The organism is Rhodococcus sp. WAY2 (assembly GCF_009859915.1).
GTDB classification, from domain to species: Bacteria; Actinomycetota; Actinomycetes; order Mycobacteriales; family Mycobacteriaceae; genus Rhodococcus_F; species Rhodococcus_F oxybenzonivorans.
The window spans coordinates 1062382-1084757 of record NZ_CP046572.1 but is presented as its reverse complement, the minus strand read 5'-3'; the positions used below and the strand labels follow the sequence as shown (position 1 = coordinate 1084757).

Here is a 22376-nt window from a genome sequence, read left to right as displayed (position 1 = left end):
GCGATCCGGATCACGTGAAGTCATGCCACCTCCCCGCTCCAGTTCGCCACGAGCGCGGTCAACTCCGCGGCCCACCTCGCCACGGTGTCGAACTCCAGCACTGCCGAGGAGAAGGAGAAGTAGGCGTGCACCGCCCCCTCTCCGACGGGCTCGTAAAAGCTCAGTGTCAGGTCCGCATCCGGCACTCCGACCGGCACCGGCATCAACCCGTCCAACGCACCGAGATGCGACAGGCGTGCCTGCTCGTGATGCACCAGCATGATCTGCGGACGCATCACCCTCGCGTCGCCTTCGCCGAGGGCCTCGACGACCTCGGCGAAGGCGATGTCCTGATTGTCCAGGGCATCGAGGTTGTTCGCACGGATACGCCGCAACAGCTCCGTGAAATCCGGTTCTCCACTCGTGTCCGTCCGCAGCACAACGATGTTGAAGAAGCAGCCGATCAGGTGGTCCAGTGCCTCCTCCGGGCGTCCCGCGACCAGAGAACCCATGGGAATGTCCGTACCGGCACCGTGCCGCGTCAGGACGGTCGCGAGCGCCGCCTGCAACACCATGAAGAGACTGGTTCCGGTACGGCTCGCCAGCGCATCGATCGCGGCGTGCAGATCCGCATCGATCTCCACGGGCACGACCTCCGCTCGCGGCGCGGACTGCGAAACCGGGCGAGGCAACTCCAACTGCGCCGGTAGTCCGGCCAGCCGCTCCCGCCAGTACGCGAGCTGTCGGGCGTGCCGGCTGCCCGGGTCCGCCGGGTCGCCCAGAAGCGACCGCGACCACACGACGTAGTCGGGGTAACTCACCGGCAGCGGTTCCCACTCCGGGGCACTGCCGTCCGAACGCGAGGCGTACGCCCCCAGCAGATCCCCGAGCAGCGGCACCACCGACCACTCGTCCACCGCGATGTAGTGCATCGCGAGGAGCAGGGCCTGCGTTCCGTCCGCGCCGCCGACGAGATGGGCACGGAGCGGCGACTCCTCGGTGAGGTCCATCGGCTTCTGGGCCAGGGCGAAGACCGTGCGATGCACGTCACCGTCGCCGACGTCGACCACGTCGAGCGTCGGCGGAACCGCTTCCTGCGCAATCACGGTGCCGTCGATCTCCACATACACGGTGCGCAACGGTTCGTGACGGGACGCGACATCGCCCAACGCCTGCGCCAGGATCACCGGATCGACCGTCCCGCGGAGTTGCAGCGACAGTGCATGACTGGCCGTCGCGTCGCTTCCGGCCGCGCGGAACTGGTTCCAGAACCGGCGTTGCGGACCGGACAACGGCACCACGTCCGGGCGTGGGTCCGCCGGTGCGAGCACCGGCCTCCCGCTTCCGCCGGCGGCGATCACGATCGCCGAGAGTTCGGCCACGGTGGACCGGTCGAAGATGTCGCGGATGCCGATGTCGACGCCGAATCGCTGACGAATCCTGCCCACCAACCGCATCGACGCCATCGAGTTTCCACCGAGGTCGAAGAAGTTGTCGTGAATTCCCACCGACGGCAGGTGCAGTATCTCCGCGAACGCCCCGGCGATCTCCTTCTGCTCCGGCGTCTGGGGGGTACCGTCCCCCGTCAACGCGGACCAGTCCGGCAGAGGAAGCGCCTTGCGGTCGAGCTTTCCGTTCGGCGTCAACGGCAGATCGCCGTCGAGCACCACGACGAGGGTGGGCACCATGTAGTCGGGTAGTCGTGTGGCCGCATGCTCGCGCACGGCCCGTGGGTCCACGGCGTCGGACAGGGGATCCTCCGACGGGGTCACGTAGCCGACGAGCCGGACGATGTCGCCCTCCCTGTCTGCCACCACAGCAGCCTGCTTGACACCCGGATGACTCCCGAGCGCTGCGATGATCTCGCCGAGTTCGATGCGGAATCCACGAATCTTCACCTGATCGTCGACACGCCCGAGGAACTCGATGTTGCCGTCTGCCCGCCAACGAGCCCGGTCACCCGTCCGGTACATCCGCGAACCCGCGGCGCCGAAAGGCGAAACCACGAAGCGTGCCGCGGTGAGGTCGGGCCGGCCCAGATACCCACGTGCGAGCCCACGCCCGGCGATGTACAACTCCCCCGCCACCCCGGGCGGGACCGGCTGCAGGCGGTCGTCGAGCACGTACGCCTGCTCATTGGGGTCGGGGATGCCGATCGGCACGGCCGAGGTCCAGCCCGGTTCGGCCTGCCACAGAGTGTTGTTGACGGTGGCCTCGGTGAGCCCGTACGCGGCGAGGAGATTGAGCCTCTCCGCCCATCGGCCGATCAGCTCGGGCGGCACCGTCTCCGTGCCCACCAGCACCGTGCATCCCTCGGGGACGACGCACCCTGCGGGAAGCGCCGCCAGCAGGGACGGCGGGATGATCGCGTGCGTCACCGCGTGCTCGGCCATGAAGTCGGTGAGTTCGGGTCCTGCCACCCTGGCGTCGTCCGGGACGATGACCAGACGTGAACCCGTGCACAGGGCCATCGACAGCTCGAAGACCGCCACGTCGAAGCCGATCGACGCGAACTGCATGACCACCGAACCGGGCACCAGTCGCATCCGCTCCTGCGCCGTGGCCACCAGGCTGGGGATGCCGTCGTGGGTGAGGATCGCGCCCTTCGGTTTTCCGGTGGAACCCGACGTGTAGATGACGTACGCGGCGTGGTCCACACCTCGCGGCGGACCCGGCAGCTCTTCGCCGTGCGCGGTGACGAGTTCGGCAAGAATCGATGCGTCGTCGAGGAGTACGCGGCTCAGTCCGTCTACCTCCGCGATGCGCGGGCTCTCCGAGATGGTCGTCACGAGTACCTGCGCGCCGGAGTCGGAAAGCATGTACGAGATGCGGTCGGACGGATGGTTCAGGTCCAGCGGCAGATAGGCGGCACCCAGCTTCAGTGCGGCGAGAACCACGGCCACCATGTCCACCGACCGCGGAACAGCCAGTCCGACAACGCCCTCGACCGACACCCCGCGACGATCCAGCAGTGCTGCAATGCGGTCGGCGCGTGCACTCAATTCCGCATAGGATGCCTGACCGTGCTCGTCGACTACAGCGACGGCGTGTGGAGCGGCATCCACGTGGCGTGCGAACGCCTCGTAGAACGTTTCCTCCGGCACGGGCAGCGCGGTGTCGTTGAACCCACGCACCACCAGTTCTCGTTCGTCGTCGAGGAATACGTCGAGATCACCGACCGGAAGGTCCGACTGCACTGCGACTGTATCGAACACGGAGATCAGTCGACGTGCGATCTTCGCCGCGGTGTCGCGGTCGAACAGGTCGCTGCCGTACTCGAGACGCAGTTCCACCCGGTCCTCGTCGAGGTACTCGGTGTAGTTGAACACCAGGTCGAACTTGGCGGTGCGCTCCTCGAACTGCACCGGAGTTACCGAAAGTCCGGGTGCGAGAGCAGCATCCGCCGTTCGGCTGTGGTAGCCGACCATCACCTGGAACAGCGGATTCCGGGCGAGGGTGCGGCCGGGATTGACCTTCTCCACGACCGCCTCGAACGGCACGTCCGAGTGCGCGAACGCAGCCAGGTCGATGCCACGGACTCGACTCAGCAACTCGTCGAACGTCGGATTGCCGGACACGTCCGTCCGCAACACGACGGTGTTGACGAAGAACCCGATCAAGTCGTCGAGACCCTGCTCGCTTCTTCCCGCGACGGGTGCCCCGATCGGCAGGTCGTCCCCCGCACCGAGCCTGTGCAGCAACGCCGCGGATGCCGCGTGCATCACCATGAACATGGTCGTGCCGGTGGCGCGCGCCAAGGTACGGAGCGAGCGCGTGGTGGCGGCGTCCAGCACCGTTTCGACGGCACCACCCGAAAAGCTCGGTCGCGCCGGGCGAGTGCGGTCGGCGGGGAGCACCAATTCTTCGGGTGCCCCGTCGAGAGTCTTCGCCCAGTAGTCGAGTTGACGGCTCACCAGGCTCGACGGGTCCTGCGGATCGCCGAGCATTTCCCGTTGCCACAGGGTGTAATCGGCGTATTGCACGTCGAGCGGTTCCCATGCCGGTGCCGAATTCTGCGCCCGGGAGGCATAGGCCGTCATCAGGTCCCGGAGGAACGGCCGGTCGGACCATTCGTCGGTGGCGATGTGGTGCAACACGATCGCAAGCACCTGCTCGTCACCGATCCGGATCAGGGCCGCTCGGATCGGGATCTCCGTCGCCAGATCGAACGGGCGACCGACCGTGTCACCTACCAGTCGGACGAGATCGGCATCCGTGCCGTCCACCACGCTGACGTCGGGTCGCACGTCGTCGAGGATCACCTGCACCGGTTCGCCGTCGTGCTGCCCGAACACGGTGCGGAGCGATTCGTGCCTCGCCACCACGTCGGCCAGTGCCTGCGCCAGCAATTCGGGCTCGAGCCCGTCCCGCAGTCGCAGCACGATCGGGAAGTTGTAGGCCGCCGAATCCGGGTCCATCTGCTGCAGAAGCCACAAACGTTGTTGCGCAGCCGAAAGCGGGAGATTCCGGGGGCGCGGTCTCACGGTCAGCACGGGACGCGTCGACCCCGTGTTGCCCCGGATGCGGTCGGCCAGTTCGGCGACGGTGGGCGCCTCGAACAGGTCACGCATGACGAGGTCCGTGTCGAGGGCGGCCCGGGCCCGGCTGATCAGGCGAGTGGCCAGCAGCGAGTGCCCGCCGAGGTCGAAGAAGTTGTCGTCGACACCCGGAGCCGGAACTCCGAGGATGTCACCGAACAGGTCGGACAGCACCCGTTCGGTGGTGTCCCGCGGTTCGGTGCGTGCACCGGCGTGGACGCCGAGCACCTCCTCCGCAGACGGGAGCGCCTTGACGTCGAGTTTGCCGTTGACGGTCATCGGCAACGACTCGACCTCGATGACCGCGGCCGGAACCATGTAGTCCGGCAGGGTTGCGCGCAGCGCCCGTGAGTACTTATTAACATCCCGCGGTTGATAAGTACTCACGGGGACGGTGTAGCCCACGAGCCGCTTGAAACCACCCGGGCCGGTATCGACGACCACGGCGGCCTGGCGCACGTCGTCCAACGCTTCGAGCGCCGACGCGATTTCGCCGAGTTCCACCCGGTGGCCGCGGATCTTCACCTGATCGTCCGTGCGGCCGAGGAAGTCGAGATTCCCGTCCTCACGGCGACGGACCAGATCACCCGTCCGATACATACGTACGGATGTGCCGAACGGATCGGCGACGAACCGCTCCGCCGTCAACGCGAACCGGTCGAGGTAGCCGCGCGCCAGCCCGACACCGGAGACGTACAGCTCACCGGGAACACCGTCCGGGACGGGACGCAGCCAGGCGTCCAGTACATACGCCGAGGTGTTCCAGATGGGAGTTCCGACTGTCGGAGTGACGCTGTCGCCGGTGCCTGCCCCGAGGGTGTTGATCGTGTACTCGGTGGGGCCATACAGGTTGTAACCGCACGTTCCCTCGGTGTCCCGCAGACGGTTCCAGACCGAATCCGACACGGCCTCGCCGCCGAGCAGCACCAGAGGTGGCCGATGGCGTCCGTCACCGTCGTCGAGCAATCCCTCCTCGATCAGGTGTTGCGCGTACGTGGGCGTGACGTTGACGACGTCGATCCGATGGGTGTCGCAGTAGGACACCAGGGCTTCGGCATCGCGGCGGAGGTTCTCGTCGCAGATGTGGACCTCGTGGCCTTCGACGAGCCACAGCAGTTCCTCCCACGACATGTCGAATGCGAACGACACGGTGTGGGCGATGCGCAGACGCCGGCCTCCCGCGGCGCTCACCACCGGTTCGAAGATCGCCTCCCGGTGGTTGAACTGCATGTTGGTCAGACCGCGGTACGGGGTGACCACACCCTTCGGCTTGCCTGTCGACCCTGACGTGTAGATGACGTACGCCGGATGGTCCAGCCGCCCTGGCGTCCCCGGCACGAAACTTCCGAGTTCGTCATCGGACAGCGGCTCCGAAGACACGGTGTCGAGAAGTGCGGTGTCGACCGAGAGGACGTCGACGTGGGCCCCGGCCAGCGTGCCCGCGACCTCGGCGGTGGTCACCAGGGTGACCGGGCGTGCATCGTCGAGCATGCCCACCAGGCGTTCGGCGGGGTGGTCCAGTTCGAGCGGCAGGTAGGCGGATCCGGTGCGCAGCACGGCGAACAACGCCACGACCATCTCCACCGACCGCGGAAGTGCCAGCGCGACAATCTTCTCGGGGCCGGCGCCGTGATCGAGCAGGAGCCGCGACATGCGGTTGATGTCGGCGTCGAGTTCCGCATACGTCACCGTGCGGTCCCCGAAGACGAGAGCCGAGTGGTACGGGCGCTGCCTGGCGGCGTCCGCGAACAGGTCGGCGATGGTCGCGTCGGGCAACGCTCTGCTCGCCGGCGGGGTGACCGTGGCCGCACCGGGAATACCGCCCACCATCCCGGACATGTCGGTGGACCACTGTGCGAGCAGGTCCACGAAGCGGGCCAGCATGGCTTCCACCCGCGACTGCGACACGCGATGGGGATGGAATTCGAACTTCACCTTCACGCTGGCGCCCGGCGTCACGACGACGGTCAGCGGGTAGTGGGTGTGGTCGATGCTGTCGCCGCCGCTGATGTCGTGGGCGGCGTTGAGCGCCGACACCTGCTTCTCATCGACGAAGTTCTGCAGCACATACAGCACGTCGAAGAGCTGCCGGTGGTCCGAGACCCGCTGAATGGAGGCAAGACCGAGATAGTCGTACGGGGTCAGCGCCAGCCGCTCGGACTGCGCCCGGCGCAGCAGCTCGGTGGCGGTCTCGCCGGGACGCAAGGTCATGCGGACCGGGACCGTGTTGAGGAACATGCCGGCGACGGCATCGAGGCCCGGCACCTCGGGGGGCCGGCCGGCCACCGTGGTGCCGAATACCAGGTCTGCTCTTCCCGTTTCGATGCCGAGTACGACGGCCAGAGCGGCATTGAGCACGGCGTTGAAGGTGACACCGGCACCGCGGGCGGCGGCACGAAGTCGCTCGCTGAGGTCCGCATCGAGCACGGCGTCCCGGCGTTGGGGCGGCTGTGGGGCGTCCACGGCTGCCGCGGCCACCAGGGTGGGTTCTTCGAGTCCGCGGAGGGCTTCCGTCCATGCCGCCTGTGCTGCGTCCGGGTCCTGTGCGGCCAGCCAGGTCAGGTAGTCCTCGAAGGTCCCCTCCGGGGAACCGAAGCTCGAGTCGTCACCCGCCGAATCGTAGAGGGCGAGAAGTTGACTCACCACCAGGCCGTTGGACCAGCCGTCCCACAGCAGGAACTGCCGGTTGACCACCAATCGGTCGTGGTCGTCGGTGAGATGGAGAACCATCACGCGCCACAGCGGCGGAGCCGTCAGATCGAACGGCGTCAGACGGTCGCGGGCGGCCAATTGCTCGGCGTAGTCGGCCCGTTCGGCGTCACCCAGATCCCGAAGATCGTATTCGGTGATCGGCACGTCGAGCCCGGCGCTGACGAATTGCACCGGAGCCGAGAGCCCGTCACTGACGAATCCCGCCCGGAGCGTGGGATTGCGTCGTTGCAAGGTGCGCAGCGCAGCGGCAAGGCGGTCGGGGTCCAGTCGGTGCGCGAAATCGAGCGAGAACTGCGCCGTGTAGATGTCCGAACCTGCCGCGAACCCTGCCTGGAAGTACAACCCTTCCTGAAGTGGTGACAACGGGAGCACCGTCTCCACGCCCGTAGGGCAGGTCGCCGCGATGCGGTCGATCTCATCCTGGGTCAGGCGCACCAGCGGCAGATCCGACGGGGTCAGAAGCGCCGGCCCCCGATGTTCGGATACCGACTCCGCTAACTCGCCGAGAGCCGACGCCCAGCCCTCGCTGAGCGCGATCGCGTCGTCCTCGCTCAGGTCTTCTCCCGACCAGGCGAAGACGGCGTGCAGCTGCGAACCCTGTTCGCCGTCTTCGCAGAGCGAGTTGATCACCAATCGGTAGGGCGCGCCGAAATCGGCATCGGGGTCCGTGCGGAGGGAATCGGATTCGGCCGCCGGGGTCCACGGCCCGGACACCGCGTGTGGCATCCGGCCCAGGTAGTTGAACAACACCTGGGACTCGGACCGCGACCCGAGGAGTCGAGCGGTCCGTGCGTTGAGATACCGCAACATGCCGTATCCGATGCCGCCGTCGGGCGCCGCACGCAGCTGTTCCTTGACCGCCTTCAGTGTGTCGAGTGGGCCGACCGCGCTGGGCAACCGCACCGGGGCGACGTTGGTCAGCCAGCCGACCGTGCGCGAGAGGTCGAGTCCCGGAACCAGTTCCTCGCGGCCATGCCGTTCGAGGTCCACCAAGAGGTCCTGGCTGCGTTCGCTCGCTGCGCGCCACCGGTCGACGGCCAGCCGCAGTGCGGCGACCAGCACGTCCGTGACGTCAGCGCCGACCGCTGCGGGAACGGTGGTCAGCAGCGCGTTCGTCAGCGCGGAGTCCAGGCGCACGGTGCGACGAGCGCCACTGCTCACGACCGCGGTACCGGAGACACCGGGGACGAGGTCGGCGCCCGGTTCGGTGACCTCGAGCCAGTGGTCGAGTTCGGCGAGACGTGTCGGCGCGTGCGCCTGTTCCGTGACGATGCGCGAGAACGTCCGCAGCGATGTGGGCACCGGATCGAGTGCCGCGGCCTGTCCGCTGTCGGCGGCCACCCAGGCCATGGCGAGGTCTTCGACGAGGATTCGCCAGGACACCCCGTCGACGACCAGGTGATGGGCGACGAGCAGAAGCCTGCCGAGCTCGTCCGGTCCCGCGTCGAACCAGACGGCCGACACCATGATCCCGCTGTCCGGGTCGAGCCGGTCGGTGGCGGCGTCGGATTCCGCGGCCACCAGCTGACGCAGTGCCTTGTCGTCGAGTCCGGTCGCGTCGACCCGGCGGATCGACGCCTCCGCCGTCTCCGCGATCTCGAGTGACCAGACTCCGGGCGCATGCCGGGTCAAGTGCTGGCGAAGCCCGTCGTGATGGGCGATCACCGAGCGCAGCGCGGAAGTGAGCACGTCGCTGCTGGTGCCGGCCGGTGTGAGCAGGAGAACGGCCTGGTTGAAGCGGTCTTTCTCTCCGCTCCACTCGGACAGCCGGTGAACGACGGGAAGCGGCAACAGTGCCCCCGTCCCCGACTCGATCGGCACTGCGGCCTCGGCCACGGCGGCCGGCGTGTCACTGGCGAGCCTCGCGAGGGCAGCCGGTGTCCGCTGCTCGAAGATCTGGCGTGGGGTGATCGTCAACCCCTCCCGCCGTGCGAGATTGACGAGCCGGATGGCCAGGATGCTGTCTCCACCGAGCATGAAGAAGTCGTCGTCCACCCCGACCACGTCGAGCCCGAGGACTTCGGCGAAACGGGCGGCGAGCATTTCTGCGGTGTCGTTGCCGCCGGCGTGTGCCGACGCGGCCGGAGCCGAGAGGGCGGGCGCGGGGAGAGAGGTGCGATCCAGTTTGCCGCTCGGGGTGAGCGGGAACGCGTCGAGGATGACGAAGAGGACGGGAACCATGTACTCGGGCAGAGCGGAACTGAGCCGGGCACGAACGTCGTCGAGGTCGATGTCACCCACGAGGTAGCCCACCAACTGCTGCCTGCCCGGCCGGTCCGAACGGACGACGGCGGCCGCCTGCCGCACTCCGGGACAGGCCGACAGGTGCGCCTCGATTTCGCCGAGCTCGATTCGGAAGCCCCGCAGCTTCACCTGATCGTCCACTCGGCCGACATACTCGACGGCTCCGTCGGCATTGATCCGTGCGATATCGCCGGTGCGGTACATGCGAGTACCGGAGGGTGAGAACGGGTCGGCGACGAACCGCTCCGCACTCAGCGCTGCCCTGCCGAGGTATCCGTCGGCCACCTGCGGTCCCGACAGATAAAGCTCTCCCGAGGCACCCGGCGGCACCGTATGCAGGTACCGATCCAGGACGTACAAGCCGGTGTTCGACGTCGGGAAGCCGATCGGCACCGACGGCGCTGCAGCGTCGATGTTCTGCACCGACGCCGCGTAGCTCACCTCCACGGATGCCTCGGTCGGCCCGTACAGGTTGTCGACTTCCACGCCCGGCAGCACCTCGGCCACCCGCCGTGCCGACGCCACGGGCAACGCCTCACCGCTGCAGGCGATGATCCGCAGCCCGGTGCACCCGGCCGCGGCAGGCTCGGCGAGAAACGCCTCGAGCATCGAGGGGACGAAATGCGCTCTGGTTACCGACTTTTCGACGATGACATCCGCGAGGTAGCCCGGATCCTTGTGTCCGTCCGGCCGCGCGAGTACGACGGTAGCGCCCGCGAGGAGAGGGCCGAAGAGTTCGGGCACCGAGACGTCGAAGCTGGCCGGAGTCTTCTGAAGCACCCTGTCCGACGGGGTGATCGGCCGGAACGACTGCATCCACAGCAGTCGGTTGACGATGCCGGCGTGCGGCACGACGACGCCCTTGGGCCAACCGGTCGAACCGGACGTGTAGATCACGTACGCGGGATGGCCCGGCGAGCCCGTCTCGGGCAGCGGTGCCGACGAGTAGTCGTCCGCTTCGCTGACGCGCACCTGGGGAACGCCGGCGTCGGTGACGAGAGCGGCGGATCCGCCGTCGGTGACCACGCACACCGGGTACGCGTCCTCCAGCATGTACGCCAATCGCTCTGCGGGGTAGCCGGTGTCGAGCGGCAGATAGGCTCCGCCCGCCTTGCCGATCGCCAGCAGCGACACCATCAGGTCGAGTGAACGTGGCAACGCCACGGCCACCCTGGACCCCGGGTAGACACCACGCTCGATCAGCAGCCGCGCGAGACGGTTGGCCCGTAAATGCAATTCGGCATAGGTAAGTTGTTCGTCCTCGAACACGACGGCCACCGCGTCGGGTGTTCGGGCCGCCTGCTCCGCGAGAAGAGCGGTGAGTGTCGTGTCGGAGAACGCCGGACGCGCATCGGGCACGGCCGAGTGGACCGGTCGACGTGAAGCCAGAGCCACACTCGACACGGCTTGGTCGGCGTCGCGAGTGACCTCGCGAAGATAAGCCACCATCGATTCGGCGAAACGCTCAGCCGTCGCCGAATCAATGCGTGAGGCATCGTATTTCAGCTCAAGGGCCACCGTGTCACCGGGCACGACGATCAGCGTCATCGGGTACGGCGGGTGCTCGTCGAAACGCACGTTCGTCAGGTGTACGGAGCCGGACGGGTCGGTGGCAGCGCCGTCACCCAGCGGGTAATTCTCGAAGACGACGAGTGTCTCGAACATGGTGTGCAAGCCGGCATCGCGGCGCAGTTCGGCCAGTCCGACATGCTGGTGGTCGAGCAACGCCGATTGCTCGTCCTGCCATCGCGTGAGCGCCTCGGCCACCGTCTCGGTGGGCCGATACCGTAGTCGCGCCGGGACGGTGTTGATGAACAACCCCACCATGGATTCGATTCCGGGCAGGTCGCCGCCGCGCCCGGACACCGTGGATCCGAACACCACGTCGTCCGTGCCGGTGAGCCGGCCAACGACAAGTCCCCAGGTGCCGTGGACGAGCGTGCTCAGGGTCAGTCCGCGGGCCCGGCCGACGGCCACGAGTGCGTCGGTATCCGCGGCCGGCAGCGCCACCTGCACGCTGCGAATGCCGGACTCGATCGGAGACGCGGTGCGGGGCAACTCCACCGGCTCCGGTAGGTCCCTGAGCGCCTCTCGCCACACCTCGAGGGACGCGTTCCGGTCCCGCGCATCCAGCCATTCGAGGTAGCTGCGGTACGGGGTGGGTGCCGGCAGCACCGGCGGTGTACCCGACGTGCTGTAGAGGGCCAGCATCTCCCGCAGCATCACCGGCACCGACCACCCGTCGGCGATCACGTGGTGGATCGACTGCAGCAGAAGGTACTTCTCCGACTCCAGTCGGGCGAGGGTGTAGCGCAGCAGCGGCGGCCGGTCGAAGGCGAAGCCGCGAGTGCGATCCGCGGCCAGCACCTCCTCGATCCGCTGGGACGGGTTCGCGACTTCGGTGAGGTCCAGCACGTCCATCGGTACCCGGACACCGTCGCGGATCACCTGCACGATCCGGCCGTCCGACACGGACGAGATTCCGGTGCGCAGTGCAGCGTGCCGATCGACCACGGTCTGCAAGGCCCGGTGCAGTGCGCCGGGGTCGACGGGGCCGCTCAGCTCGATGACCTGTTGCACCACGTAGGGGTCCGAACTCGTGTCCTCGAACGCAGACTGGAAGTAGATTCCCTCCTGCAACGGCGTCAGCGGGAGCACATCGGACGGCCCCGACAACGCGTCGACGTCCTGCTGCGTCAATCCGACCAGCGGGAAGTCCGACGGTGTGGGCCCGCCCAGGCGTTCGATGCCGGCTACGGCCGACAACGCCGTGGTCCACTCCTCGGCGAGCGCCTCGACGTCGTCCCTCCCGAGAATTCCGGGCGCCCAGGTGAAGGAGGTGCTCAGCACCGGCCCGTCCCCGCCGTCTTCGGCAATCACGTTCAAAGTCAGGACGTGCCCGAGCGGCATGCGTGGGTCGTCGGCGCCGCCCATCGCCTGAGGCAACCAGTCGACGTCTCCCCCGGCCGCGACTCGGCCGAGGTAGTTGAAGAGCACCTGAGGGGTCGGCGCGTGCTCGACGTCCGGCACCGAGTCACCGAGGTAACGCAGTGCGCCGTAACCGAAACCGGCTCCCGGGATGCTGCGCAGCTGCTCCTTGACGGCCTTCAGCGCCGACGCCAGCGCCTCGTCGCCGTCTGCCGCTCCGGCGTCGATCGCCACGGGATACACCGTGGTGAACCAGCCGACGGTCCGAGACAGATCGACCGCCGGTCCGCCGGGCGCGCGCACCAGGTCTTCTTCGCGTCCGTGCCCTTCGAGATCGAGCAGGACCGGACCCGGCGCGGCCTCCGCTCGACGAGCGGCCCGCCACCTCGCGGCAGCCACGGCGAACGCGGTGAGCAGCACGTCGTTGACGGATCCGGAGAACGCTGCGGGAACAGCCGACAGCAGTGGGCGCGTGAACTCGGGCGCCAGCGTGACCGTGAGAGTTTCGGCCTGACCGGCCAGATCGACCGCGGGGTCGAGTGCACGGGATCCGAGCATCGGTTCGGGAGTCGACGTCACTGCCTTCCAGAACGGCAGTTCGGCATCGAAAGATCCTGTGTGCGCGCGCTCTTCGAGCAGCGCAGACCACCTGCGTAACGACGTGCCGACGGGCGCTAGGGCGGGCTCGGCACCGGAGATGAGAGCAGCGCCCGCCTGTGCCAAGTCTTCGAGAATGATGCGCCAGGAGACGCCGTCCACTACCAGGTGGTGGCCGATCAGAAGCAGCCTGCCCGGACCGGAGGCCACCCGGAAGAGGACGGCCTGCAGCATCGCGCCGCCGTCAGGATCGAGCCGGTCGAGCGCTGCCGCGGTTTCGCCGTCGAGCCGCTCGGAAAGGAGCTCTTCCATGCTGCCCTCGACCTCGACGACGCGCAGCACGTCGGATGCCGAGGAGGGATCCCAGTGCGGCACCGACAGTGTCCACCGCTTCCCGCGAACCAACCGTGCTCGCAGGGCGTCGTGCCGCTCGAGGACGGCGGAGAGCGCTTCGCGCGCACGCTGTTCGCCGAATTCGGGCGGGGTTTGCACCAGCACCGACTGGTGGAACCGGGCGATCTGGTCTCCCGCCTCACTGATGCGGGCGAGAATCGGAGTGCCGGCCACAGCGCCGAACGCGATGTCCTCCGTGTCGACCGCTGCCATCTCGCGCCCGACCTCGGCCCGGGCGAGCGCTTCGGCGGTGCGGAGCTGGAACACCTCGCGCGGACTGATCGACAACCCTTCCCTGCGGGCATGGTTCACCAACGAGATGGCGACGATACTGTCGCCGCCGAGGGCGAAGAAGTCATCGGTGACCCCGATCGACTCCACTCCGAGGACTCCGGCCATCAACGCGCACAACGTTTCCTCGACGGCGGTACGCGGGGCGACCTTGTTCCCCGCCGCGCCGAAATCGGGTTCCGGCAGGGCCCGCCGATCCAGTTTACCGTTGGCCGTGAGCGGAAACCGGTCGAGAATCACGAAAGCCGACGGCACCATGTACTCGGGCAGTCTCGACGACGCCCACGTCCGCAGTTCGGAAACGTCCAGTGCCGAACCGGAATCGGGCACGAGGTAGGCGGCGAGATACTTGGCGCCGGTCGGCGTCTCCCGCACCACCACGGCGCTGTGCCGCACCGCGGGATGCGCGACGAGTCCCGCCTCCACATCCTCGAGTTCGAGGCGCATCCCCCGGATCTTCACCTGATTATCGGCGCGGCCGAGAAAGTCGAGCGAACCGTCGGGGGTCCACCGGGCCAGGTCACCGGTGCGATAGACGCGTGAACCGTCGGCGGCGAAGGGATTGGCGACGAAACGAGCCGCCGTCAGCGCCGACGCACCGACATACCCGCGTCCGAGCAGGAATCCGCCCGCGTAGAGCTCACCACTCGCGCCGAGCGGTACCGGGTTCAGGTGGCCGTCCAGGACATAGAGTTGGGTGCCGGGGTTGGGGCAGCCGATCGACGTCGCGATCCGTGCGGCGTCTTCCCGGTACACGACGTGTGACACACCGATGGTCGCTTCCGCCGGACCGTAACCGTGATACAGCGTCGTCGACAACTGAGCGCGGAAACGTTCGAACAGTTCCGGTGTGAGAACCTCACCGCCACACCACACATGCTTCAGTACCGACAACCGGTCCGTGCCCCGCGACAGGTCGAGAAGTACGTCGAGCATCGAGGAGACGAGGTAGACGAACGTCACCGACTCCCACGCGATGAGGTCGAGCAGGTACTGGGGGTCGCGCTCCCCGCCGTGCTCGGCCACCACCAGCCGCCCACCCGACACCAGTGGTAGCAGAATTTCGTTGACCGAGATGTCGAAAGACAAGGGGGCCTTGAACAACGACGCGTCCCCGGTTCCGAAATGCAGAATTTCGTCACGCTGCCACAGCAAGCGGGCGCACACCGCGTCGTGGCGAATCATCGCACCTTTGGGCCTGCCTGTCGATCCCGAGGTGAAGATGACGTACGCCAGTCGGGCACCCTGCACGGTGAGAGCGGGCAGGTCGGTGGAGTAGCCCGCGTACGCCCAGTCCGCCAGGTCGACCGGGACAGCGCTGCCACCGGCGTCCGCCACCCCGCCGGGTCCGGTGAGGACGAGGCTCGCCCGCGCGTCCTCGAGTACGGCAACGCGACGCTCCTGCGGCCACGACGGGTCGAGGGGAACGAAGGCGCCGCCCGCGCACACCACGGCCAGGAGCCCGACCACCATCTCGGCCGAGCGCGGCAAACCCACGGCCACAACGTCTTCGGATCCCACGCCGCGAAGCCGCAGGTGCTGGGCGAGCTGAGCCACCCGTTCACCGAGCTCGCGGTAGGTGAGGCGGATCTCGCCGGCGACCAGCGCCTCCGCGTCCGGGCTGCGTCGCACCTGCTCCTGGAACAGTTCGGGGATCGTCGCCGACTCCTGTGCGCGCCCAGAGTCGTTGAAGTCCGTCAGCAGTTGGTGACGTTCGGCCTCGGTCAACGGGTCGAGAGTGGCGATGGTCGCGGAAGGTTCGGCGACGAACTGGCCGACGAAGTGTTCGAGCCGGCGACGGTGTTCCTCGAGTTCGGCATCCAGGCCGTAGGGCGCCCGTAGATCGATCTCGATGGCTTCCGAATCCTGTCCTCCGCGAATGGAGAAGTCGAGGTCCGATACCGGTCCAGTGGCCGAACTCCGCACCCACGCCGGGAACCCGCCGAAGGTGAGCGAATGCTCGAACATCATCGAATTGATACCTGGTCCGAAAATCTGCCGGTCCGGGTCGAGCGATCGCAGGTCACGGGCTAAATCTTCACCGCGGTAACGGCCGTGCCGCAGCACCGAGACGAGTGTCGTGTCGATCCGCCGGGCCAGCGCGCCCACAGTCATGCCGGAATCGACCTGAATCCGCAACGGCAGGATGGTGGAGGCCATCCCGGGCACCCGGCGCATGTCGCGCCCGACCCGCGCCGCCATCGGCAGCGACAACGTGAGGTCGCGCCTGCCGGTGATCCGGTGGACATAGGCCACCACGATCGCGAGAGGCAGTCGCGTGCGGCGAATGCCGGCGTCGGCTGCAAAGGCGTAAAGGCCGTCGGCGTCCTCCCCGTCGATCTCGACTACCGCCGAAATCGGTGCTTCCGACCGGTCGTCGACAAGAGGGAGCAACCGCGGGGGTTCCGGTGCGTCGATCACCTGCTGCAGCCAGAATTCGCGATCGGCTGCGAAGCGCGCAGAACCGCGGTACTCGCGATCGGCGGCAAGCAGCGAGTCGAGGGGCCAGGGGCCTGCGGCGGTCTCGAGGTCGGGGTCGTCGTAACGCTCGACGACGTCACCTACCAGCAGGGTGATGCCATAGCCGTCGATGATGCTGTGGTGATAGCGCTGGTACCAGATCAACGATTCGTCGCCGGTGCGCAGCAGGGCGTGATGGAACAAGGGCTCCTCGCCCCCGACAGCGACCACGGTCTGCATGTCACGGTCCATCCAGGCATGCGCACTGGACTCCGGATCCTCGTCGGCGCGCAGGTCGACGACGTCCAAGGACCAGTTGTCGGGGGGCGTGGGCACCTGCAGGAGTTCGTCGTCGTCTCCCCGCTCGAAACGCACGTGCAGCGCCTCGGCACGTTCGACCGTCTTCCGGACAGCGGCGATCGTGCGGTTCAGATCGATCGGACCAGCGACCTCGACGACCAGCGACAGGTTGTACACCGGGCTGCCCGGGTGCAACTCCTGCCCCACCCAGACCTCGGACTGCGCGGCAGTGAGGGGCAGCGCGGTCGGCGTAGAAGCAGACGTGTGCGCGCTCTCTGCAGAGAGGAATTGAGCCTGGGCAGCCGCCGAGTGGTCCGGTGACATGGTGATCCGATCGTCCGTCGAGAGTGCTCGTCGCACGACCAGCACCCGAAGGAGTTTAGGTTAGGCTACCCACCAGCAACAACCGATTCCCGGTTTCTCCACAGGTGCCAAATATCACTGTAACGCCGGGGGCTCAACCCCTACGTCGACCGGAACGCTCAGTCCGCGAGGAACTCCAGCAGAACTTTGTTGATGACCTCGGGCTGCTCGAGGTAACCATAGTGCCCGACATCTGGGATCTCGTAGTAGCGAGCCGACGGGATGGACTCGGCGACCTCACGAGAGAGATACGGCGGGATCATCCGGTCGTCGGCAAACCCGACCGACAGACACGGTGTGGTAATCGCCCGGTACGCCTGCCGGCGGTCGAACGTGCGGTCCATCTCCATCTGGGCGCGCACACCGGCGGACGTCCGGCCGCCACTGAACTCGAAGAGGTCGAGCCAATCCCTTGCGGTGTGCGGGTCGACGAGCGAGGCCGGAGACAGATTCATCACCGCGGTGACCGCCGCCCGGTACTTGGCCGGAAGCTCGACGCCGCTGTCGTGCAGCGCGCGCTCACCCTCGGTGAGCGTCTGCTGGAAGTAGTCCATACGGGCATGACCGGCGAGGAAGGCGGCCTTGTAGACGAGGTCCGGGCGCGACAACGCGAGTTCCTGAGCGACCCGGGCACCCATCGAGGTGCCGACAACTCGTGCGGGCCCGCCGCCGAGGTGTTCGATCAGTGCCGCGGTGTCCGCAACGAGGTCATCCATCGTGATGCCCTCCACGCTCTCGGCGGAAGGAGCGATGCCGCGGTTGTCGAAGGTGCAGACACGATAGCCGGCATCAACGAGCGCGGGGGTCTGGTGGAGATCCCACACACGTCCCGGACTGCCGGTGCCCATGATGAGTACCACGAGATCGCCGGACCCTTTGACCTGGTAGTTCAAGGATATTCCGTTGATCGTGGCGATCGTCATGTCTGCCTTCCTTCCAAGGGCGGTCTCACCAAATTGGGTTGGATAGCCTAAGCTCGCATTGCTGCCGCTTCTGTGCGGCGCTGATCGTCAAGCTCGTCCAGGAGGACCGCGTTGAGAGTCGCCACACTCGGATATCAAACCTGGGGTCACCGTACCCTGAAGGCCCTGCTCGAGTCGGAGCACGAGGTCGTCCTTGCGATCACGCATCCCAAGAGCGAGCACGTCTACGAACAGATGTGGGCCGACTCCGTCGCAGATCTGGCCACCGAGCACGGCGTCCCCGTTCATATCGCGAACAAGCCCGACGAAGACTTCAAGGCGGCCCTGAAACAAGCGGACCCCGACATCATCGTCGCCAACAACTGGCGCACGTGGCTGCCGCGGGACGTGTTCGACTCGCCCCGCTACGGCACCCTCAACATTCACGACTCCCTCCTGCCCAAGTACACGGGATTCTCACCGCTCATCTGGGCGCTCATCAACGGTGAAGACGAGGTCGGGCTCACCGCGCACCTCATGGACGAGGAACTCGACGCAGGCGACATCGTCCTGCAGCGGTCCACCCCGGTCGGACCCACGGACACCGTCACCGACCTGTTCCACCGCACCGTCGACATGATCGGACCGATCACCCTCGACGCCCTCGACCTCATCGCGTCCGGCCGCACCGACTGGACACCGCAGGACCGCTCGCAGGCCACCTTCTTCCACAAGCGGGCGCCCGAGGACAGTCGCATCGACTGGACCTGGCCGGCCGACGCCATCGAGCGGCTGGTCCGCGCGCAGTCCGACCCATATCCCAACGCGTTCACCCATTACAAGGGCCAGCGCATCAGAATCCTCGAGGCCGCAGTGTCCGAGGGTAACTACGGCGGAACCCCCGGGCGTGTCTTCATCCACGAAGGCGACGGCATGGTCATCGTCGCCGGACCCGACGCCCGCACCGGCAAGAACAAGGGACTCAAGATCCGGCGCGTCCGCCTCGACGACGGCACCGAGCTGGCCGGCACCGAGTTCTTCCCCCACGGCGGCGGCTACCTAGGCTGACGCCCGTGCGCCTTTCTGGTAGTTCCCACAACCAGAAAGGCGCACGAGCGCGGAGCGCCTACCGCCCCTCCCACGCCGACCAGAGCTGCGCGTAGCGGCCGCCGGCGTCGACGAGTGCAGAGTGCGGTCCTTCCTCCACGATCCGGCCGTGTTCGAGCACGACGACGCGGTCGGCAGTGGCGGCCTGGGTGAGCCGGTGCGCCACGATCAGCGTGGTCCGACCGCGGGTCGCGGCCTCGGCGGATGCCTCGAGGTCCCGCGCCCCGGCGCTGCCGGCCTCGGCAGTTGCCTCGTCGAGGACGGCGACCGCGGGATCGGCGAGGACGAGGCGGGCCAGCGCCAACTGCTGTGCCTGCGCCGCAGTCAGTTCGTGCCCACCCTCGCCGACGACGGTGCGGACACCATCGGTGAGCGCGTTCACCCAGTCGGCCGCACCCACCGTCTTCAGTGCCATCGCCGCGTCCTCCTCGGACGCGCCGGGGGCCGCCAGGCGCAGGTCGTCGATGAGAGGCCCAGCGAATACGTGTACCTCCTGGCTGACGATGGCCACCCGACGGCGGAGTTCGCGCGGCGACAACTCCGACAGCGCGGTGCCCCCGATGCGCACCGAACCCGACGTCGGGACGATCGACCCGGCGGCAATCGCTGCGACAGTGGTCTTCCCGGCCCCTGTCGACCCGACCAGTGCGACTCGTTCGCCGTGCTCGACGCGCAGGCTGATGCCGTGCACCACCTCGTGCTCGCCGTCGTAGGTGTGCCGGACTTCGACCAGGTCGAGGGTCGATTCGGCAGCAGCCGGGACGCCTGCGACGCCACCCGCCTCGTCACGCCGAGCCACCACCCCGACGAGCCGCGCGAGGCTTGCGCCCGCCGACTGCACCTCGTCGAAGGTGTACATGAGCATGCCGATCGGATTGAACAATCGGTGGAAGAGCAGAGCGGCCGTGGTGGTCTGCCCGACTGTCACGAGGTCGCGTTGCACCAGCGCGAAGCCCACGGCGAGGATGGTGGCCAGACCGACGAATTCGGCTCTGTTGCCGCGACCGGCGAAGCGGGTGAACAGCGCGAACACGCCGACGGACAGATTCCGGGTTTTCCGCGAGGCGTCGTCGATCTGCCCGAGGTGAAGGTCTTCGAGACCGTAGGCCCGCACCGTGCGGGCACCCTGCATGCTGCTGATCAGCGCTTGCGAGCGCTCGCCCATCGCCACACGTTCGCTCGCGTAGACCGGAGCCGACCGCGGGAGATACCAGCGCATCGCGAGCGCATACATCGGCAAGGCCACCATGCCTGCGAGCCCGAGACGCCAGTCGATGCCCAGCATCGTGACGATGCTCAGCAGCACCAGAAGTATCGCCGTCACGAGGTTGGGCACCACATCGCTCACGGCCTTGCCGATCACCGCCACATCGTCGCCCACCCGGGACAGCAAGTCGCCCTTGCCGACGCGTTCGATCGTCTGCACCGGAAGCCGTAGCGCCCGGTCGACGGTCCGCTCCCGCAGGTCCGCGAGGATGCCCTCGCCGAGACTCCGGATGAGGAACGACGCACAGCCGGCGCAGACTCCGCCGATCACAGCGGCCGAGGCGATCACCGCGACCACCCACCCGATCGTCGACGGTGGGGCGCCGTCCTGCACTCGGTCGACGAGCACACCGAACACGTAGACGGGCACCAGTGCCATCCCGGCGGCAGAGGCCGCCACGAGCAGGGTGAGCAGGCTTCGTCCGCGCCGCCGGCCCAGCTCGGTTCTCAGCCATACCCAGGTGTCGCGTGCGGACGCGATGGGGAGCAGTTCACTCATCGCAGCACCGCCCGCCGGTAGTGCGCATCGTCGGCGGCCAACTGTGCATGCGTGCCCTCGGCGACGACCGTTCCCTCGTCGAGGACGACGACGCGTTCGGTCACCGACAGCAACGCAGGACTGCTCGTGAGGAGGATGGTCGTCTGGCCGCTGCCAGCGGAGTCGTGGTGCCTCGAGTCGGCGATTCCTCCGGCGATCATGTGTTCGGTCACCGCGTCCACCGCCGTCGTCGGGTCGTGCAGCACCAGCACCGGGGACCTCCTCATCAGCGCCCGGGCGAGCGCAACGCGCTGGCGTTGCCCGCCGGACAACGACGCCCCGCGATCGGTCACCTCGTGGTCGAGACCGTCCGGGTGTGCATCGATGACATCGACCGCTGCGGACGCCCGCAGCGCCGCCTGGACCTCGGATTCCGGCGCATCCGGCCGGCCTGCGGTCACGTTCGACGCCACCGTTCCGGAGAACAGGTCACCGTTGTGGGGTTCGACCAGCACAGTCCGCCGCGCGTGCCCCAAATCGGCATCCGAGAGTCGAACACCGCCGACGGTCACCTCGCCCTCGTAGCGCTCGGGCGGAACCTGCCCCGACAGCAGCGCGGCCAACGCCTCGGCGTCCTGCGGCCGATAGGCGACGACGCCGAGTAACTCACCGGACCCGACGCGAAGGTCCAGCGCTGTGAGAGACCGGTAGCTCACGCCCGACAACGACAGCTCGCTGCCGGCCGGGATGAGTCCGGAACCCGCAGGCAACAGCGGTTCGGCGTCCAGGACCAACGCCACCCGATCTGCCGATGCCCGGGTGAGCGCGAGAGATCCCGGCAGACCCGCCAGGACGCCGAGCGGTTCGATGAAGAACTGTGAGAGGCCGACCACGGTGATCAGTTCCCCGATCGTGATCCGCCCTTCCAGGGCGAACCAACCCGCGAATCCCGCGATCCCGACGGCGAGCAGTGCGCTGACGGTCATCGACACCCCGGTGAACACCGCCGAGCTTCGCGCGGTGTGGAGGGTCGCGTCGAGGGCGTCCCGGCTCGCGCTGCGGTAACGCTGCGACGCAGCGTCCTCGGCGCCGATCCCGCGGAGGGGACGAAGCCCACTCACCAGGTCGGTGGCCATGCCGGAGGCCCGCGCGACGGCGGCTTGCTGGTCGGTGGCTCGTCGGGTGATGAGCGGGGCGGCACGTTGCAGGAGACCGAGGATGACGGGCGTTCCGACGAGGACCGCAAGTCCGAGGGGGACGTCGATGAGTAGCAGGGCGACCGCCGAGCCGACGGCTGCCGTGAGGGCCGAGGCCGCGCGCGGCACGATGTCCGCGATGAAGGCGGACCGATCTGCGTCGGTCGAGGACACCGAGAGCAACTCCCCGGCGCGCAGGTCGGTGCGCACGCCGCGGGGGTCGAGTATTCGGTGCGCCACCTCCATCCTCAGCCGGTGTCCCTCGTTCTGCATCACCAGCACGAGGAATCGGGCACCGAACCGCCACGCTGTGGTGAGAACGACAAACAGCACGGCAAGAGCACACAGCCAGATCACCAGCGCCGACGTATCGCCCGTCGCGACCGCGCGGTCGACGATGACGCCGATTGCGATCGGCACGAGCGTTTCGGCCACCTGATGCAGGCAGACCAGAACTGTGCCGATACCCAGGCGCACACGATTGCGCACCAGAGCTCGACGCAGAATTGCGGCGCCACCAGTCTTCACGCAGACAACTCCCACCCTGACGGTTCCCGGCAAGTAAGCAGACCCTAACTAGAGGAACACTATCGGAAGGGCAACTAGCGTCGACGTGCCCGGT

Annotated in this window: 5 protein-coding genes; 1 reads left to right on the top strand and 4 read right to left on the bottom strand. The window is 67.6% G+C overall.

The features are described 5' to 3' along the window. Window positions 1-20: 20 nt before the first annotated feature. A complete protein-coding gene (locus GFS60_RS05040) occupies window positions 21-16766 on the bottom strand; it encodes a non-ribosomal peptide synthetase (RefSeq protein ID WP_159926883.1) in 16746 nt (5581 codons plus the stop codon). Window positions 16767-16924: 158 nt separating this feature from the next. After that, window positions 16925-17728, bottom strand: coding sequence for an alpha/beta fold hydrolase (locus GFS60_RS05035; RefSeq protein ID WP_109326929.1), 804 nt, complete (start codon window positions 17726-17728; stop codon window positions 16925-16927). A 111-nt stretch (window positions 17729-17839) separates the two neighbouring features. Between GFS60_RS05035 and GFS60_RS05030 the strand changes: the two genes are divergently transcribed. Next, the gene (locus GFS60_RS05030) at window positions 17840-18775 is read left to right on the top strand and encodes a methionyl-tRNA formyltransferase (RefSeq protein WP_159919325.1); all 936 of its coding nucleotides are present in this window, start codon (window positions 17840-17842) and stop codon (window positions 18773-18775) included. A gap of 58 nt (window positions 18776-18833) precedes the next feature. Here GFS60_RS05030 and GFS60_RS05025 read toward each other — a convergent pair whose 3' ends face one another. Together GFS60_RS05025 and GFS60_RS05020 are read right to left on the bottom strand one after the other, a co-directional pair. Next, window positions 18834-20579 (bottom strand): ABC transporter ATP-binding protein, encoded by a 1746-nt coding sequence (locus GFS60_RS05025; RefSeq protein WP_159919323.1) that lies wholly within the window; start codon window positions 20577-20579, stop codon window positions 18834-18836. After that, window positions 20576-22282 (bottom strand): ABC transporter ATP-binding protein, encoded by a 1707-nt coding sequence (locus GFS60_RS05020; protein WP_159919321.1) that lies wholly within the window; start codon window positions 22280-22282, stop codon window positions 20576-20578. Before GFS60_RS05020 ends, GFS60_RS05025 begins: the two co-directional genes overlap by 4 nt. Between the last annotated feature and the right edge of the window lie 94 nt (window positions 22283-22376).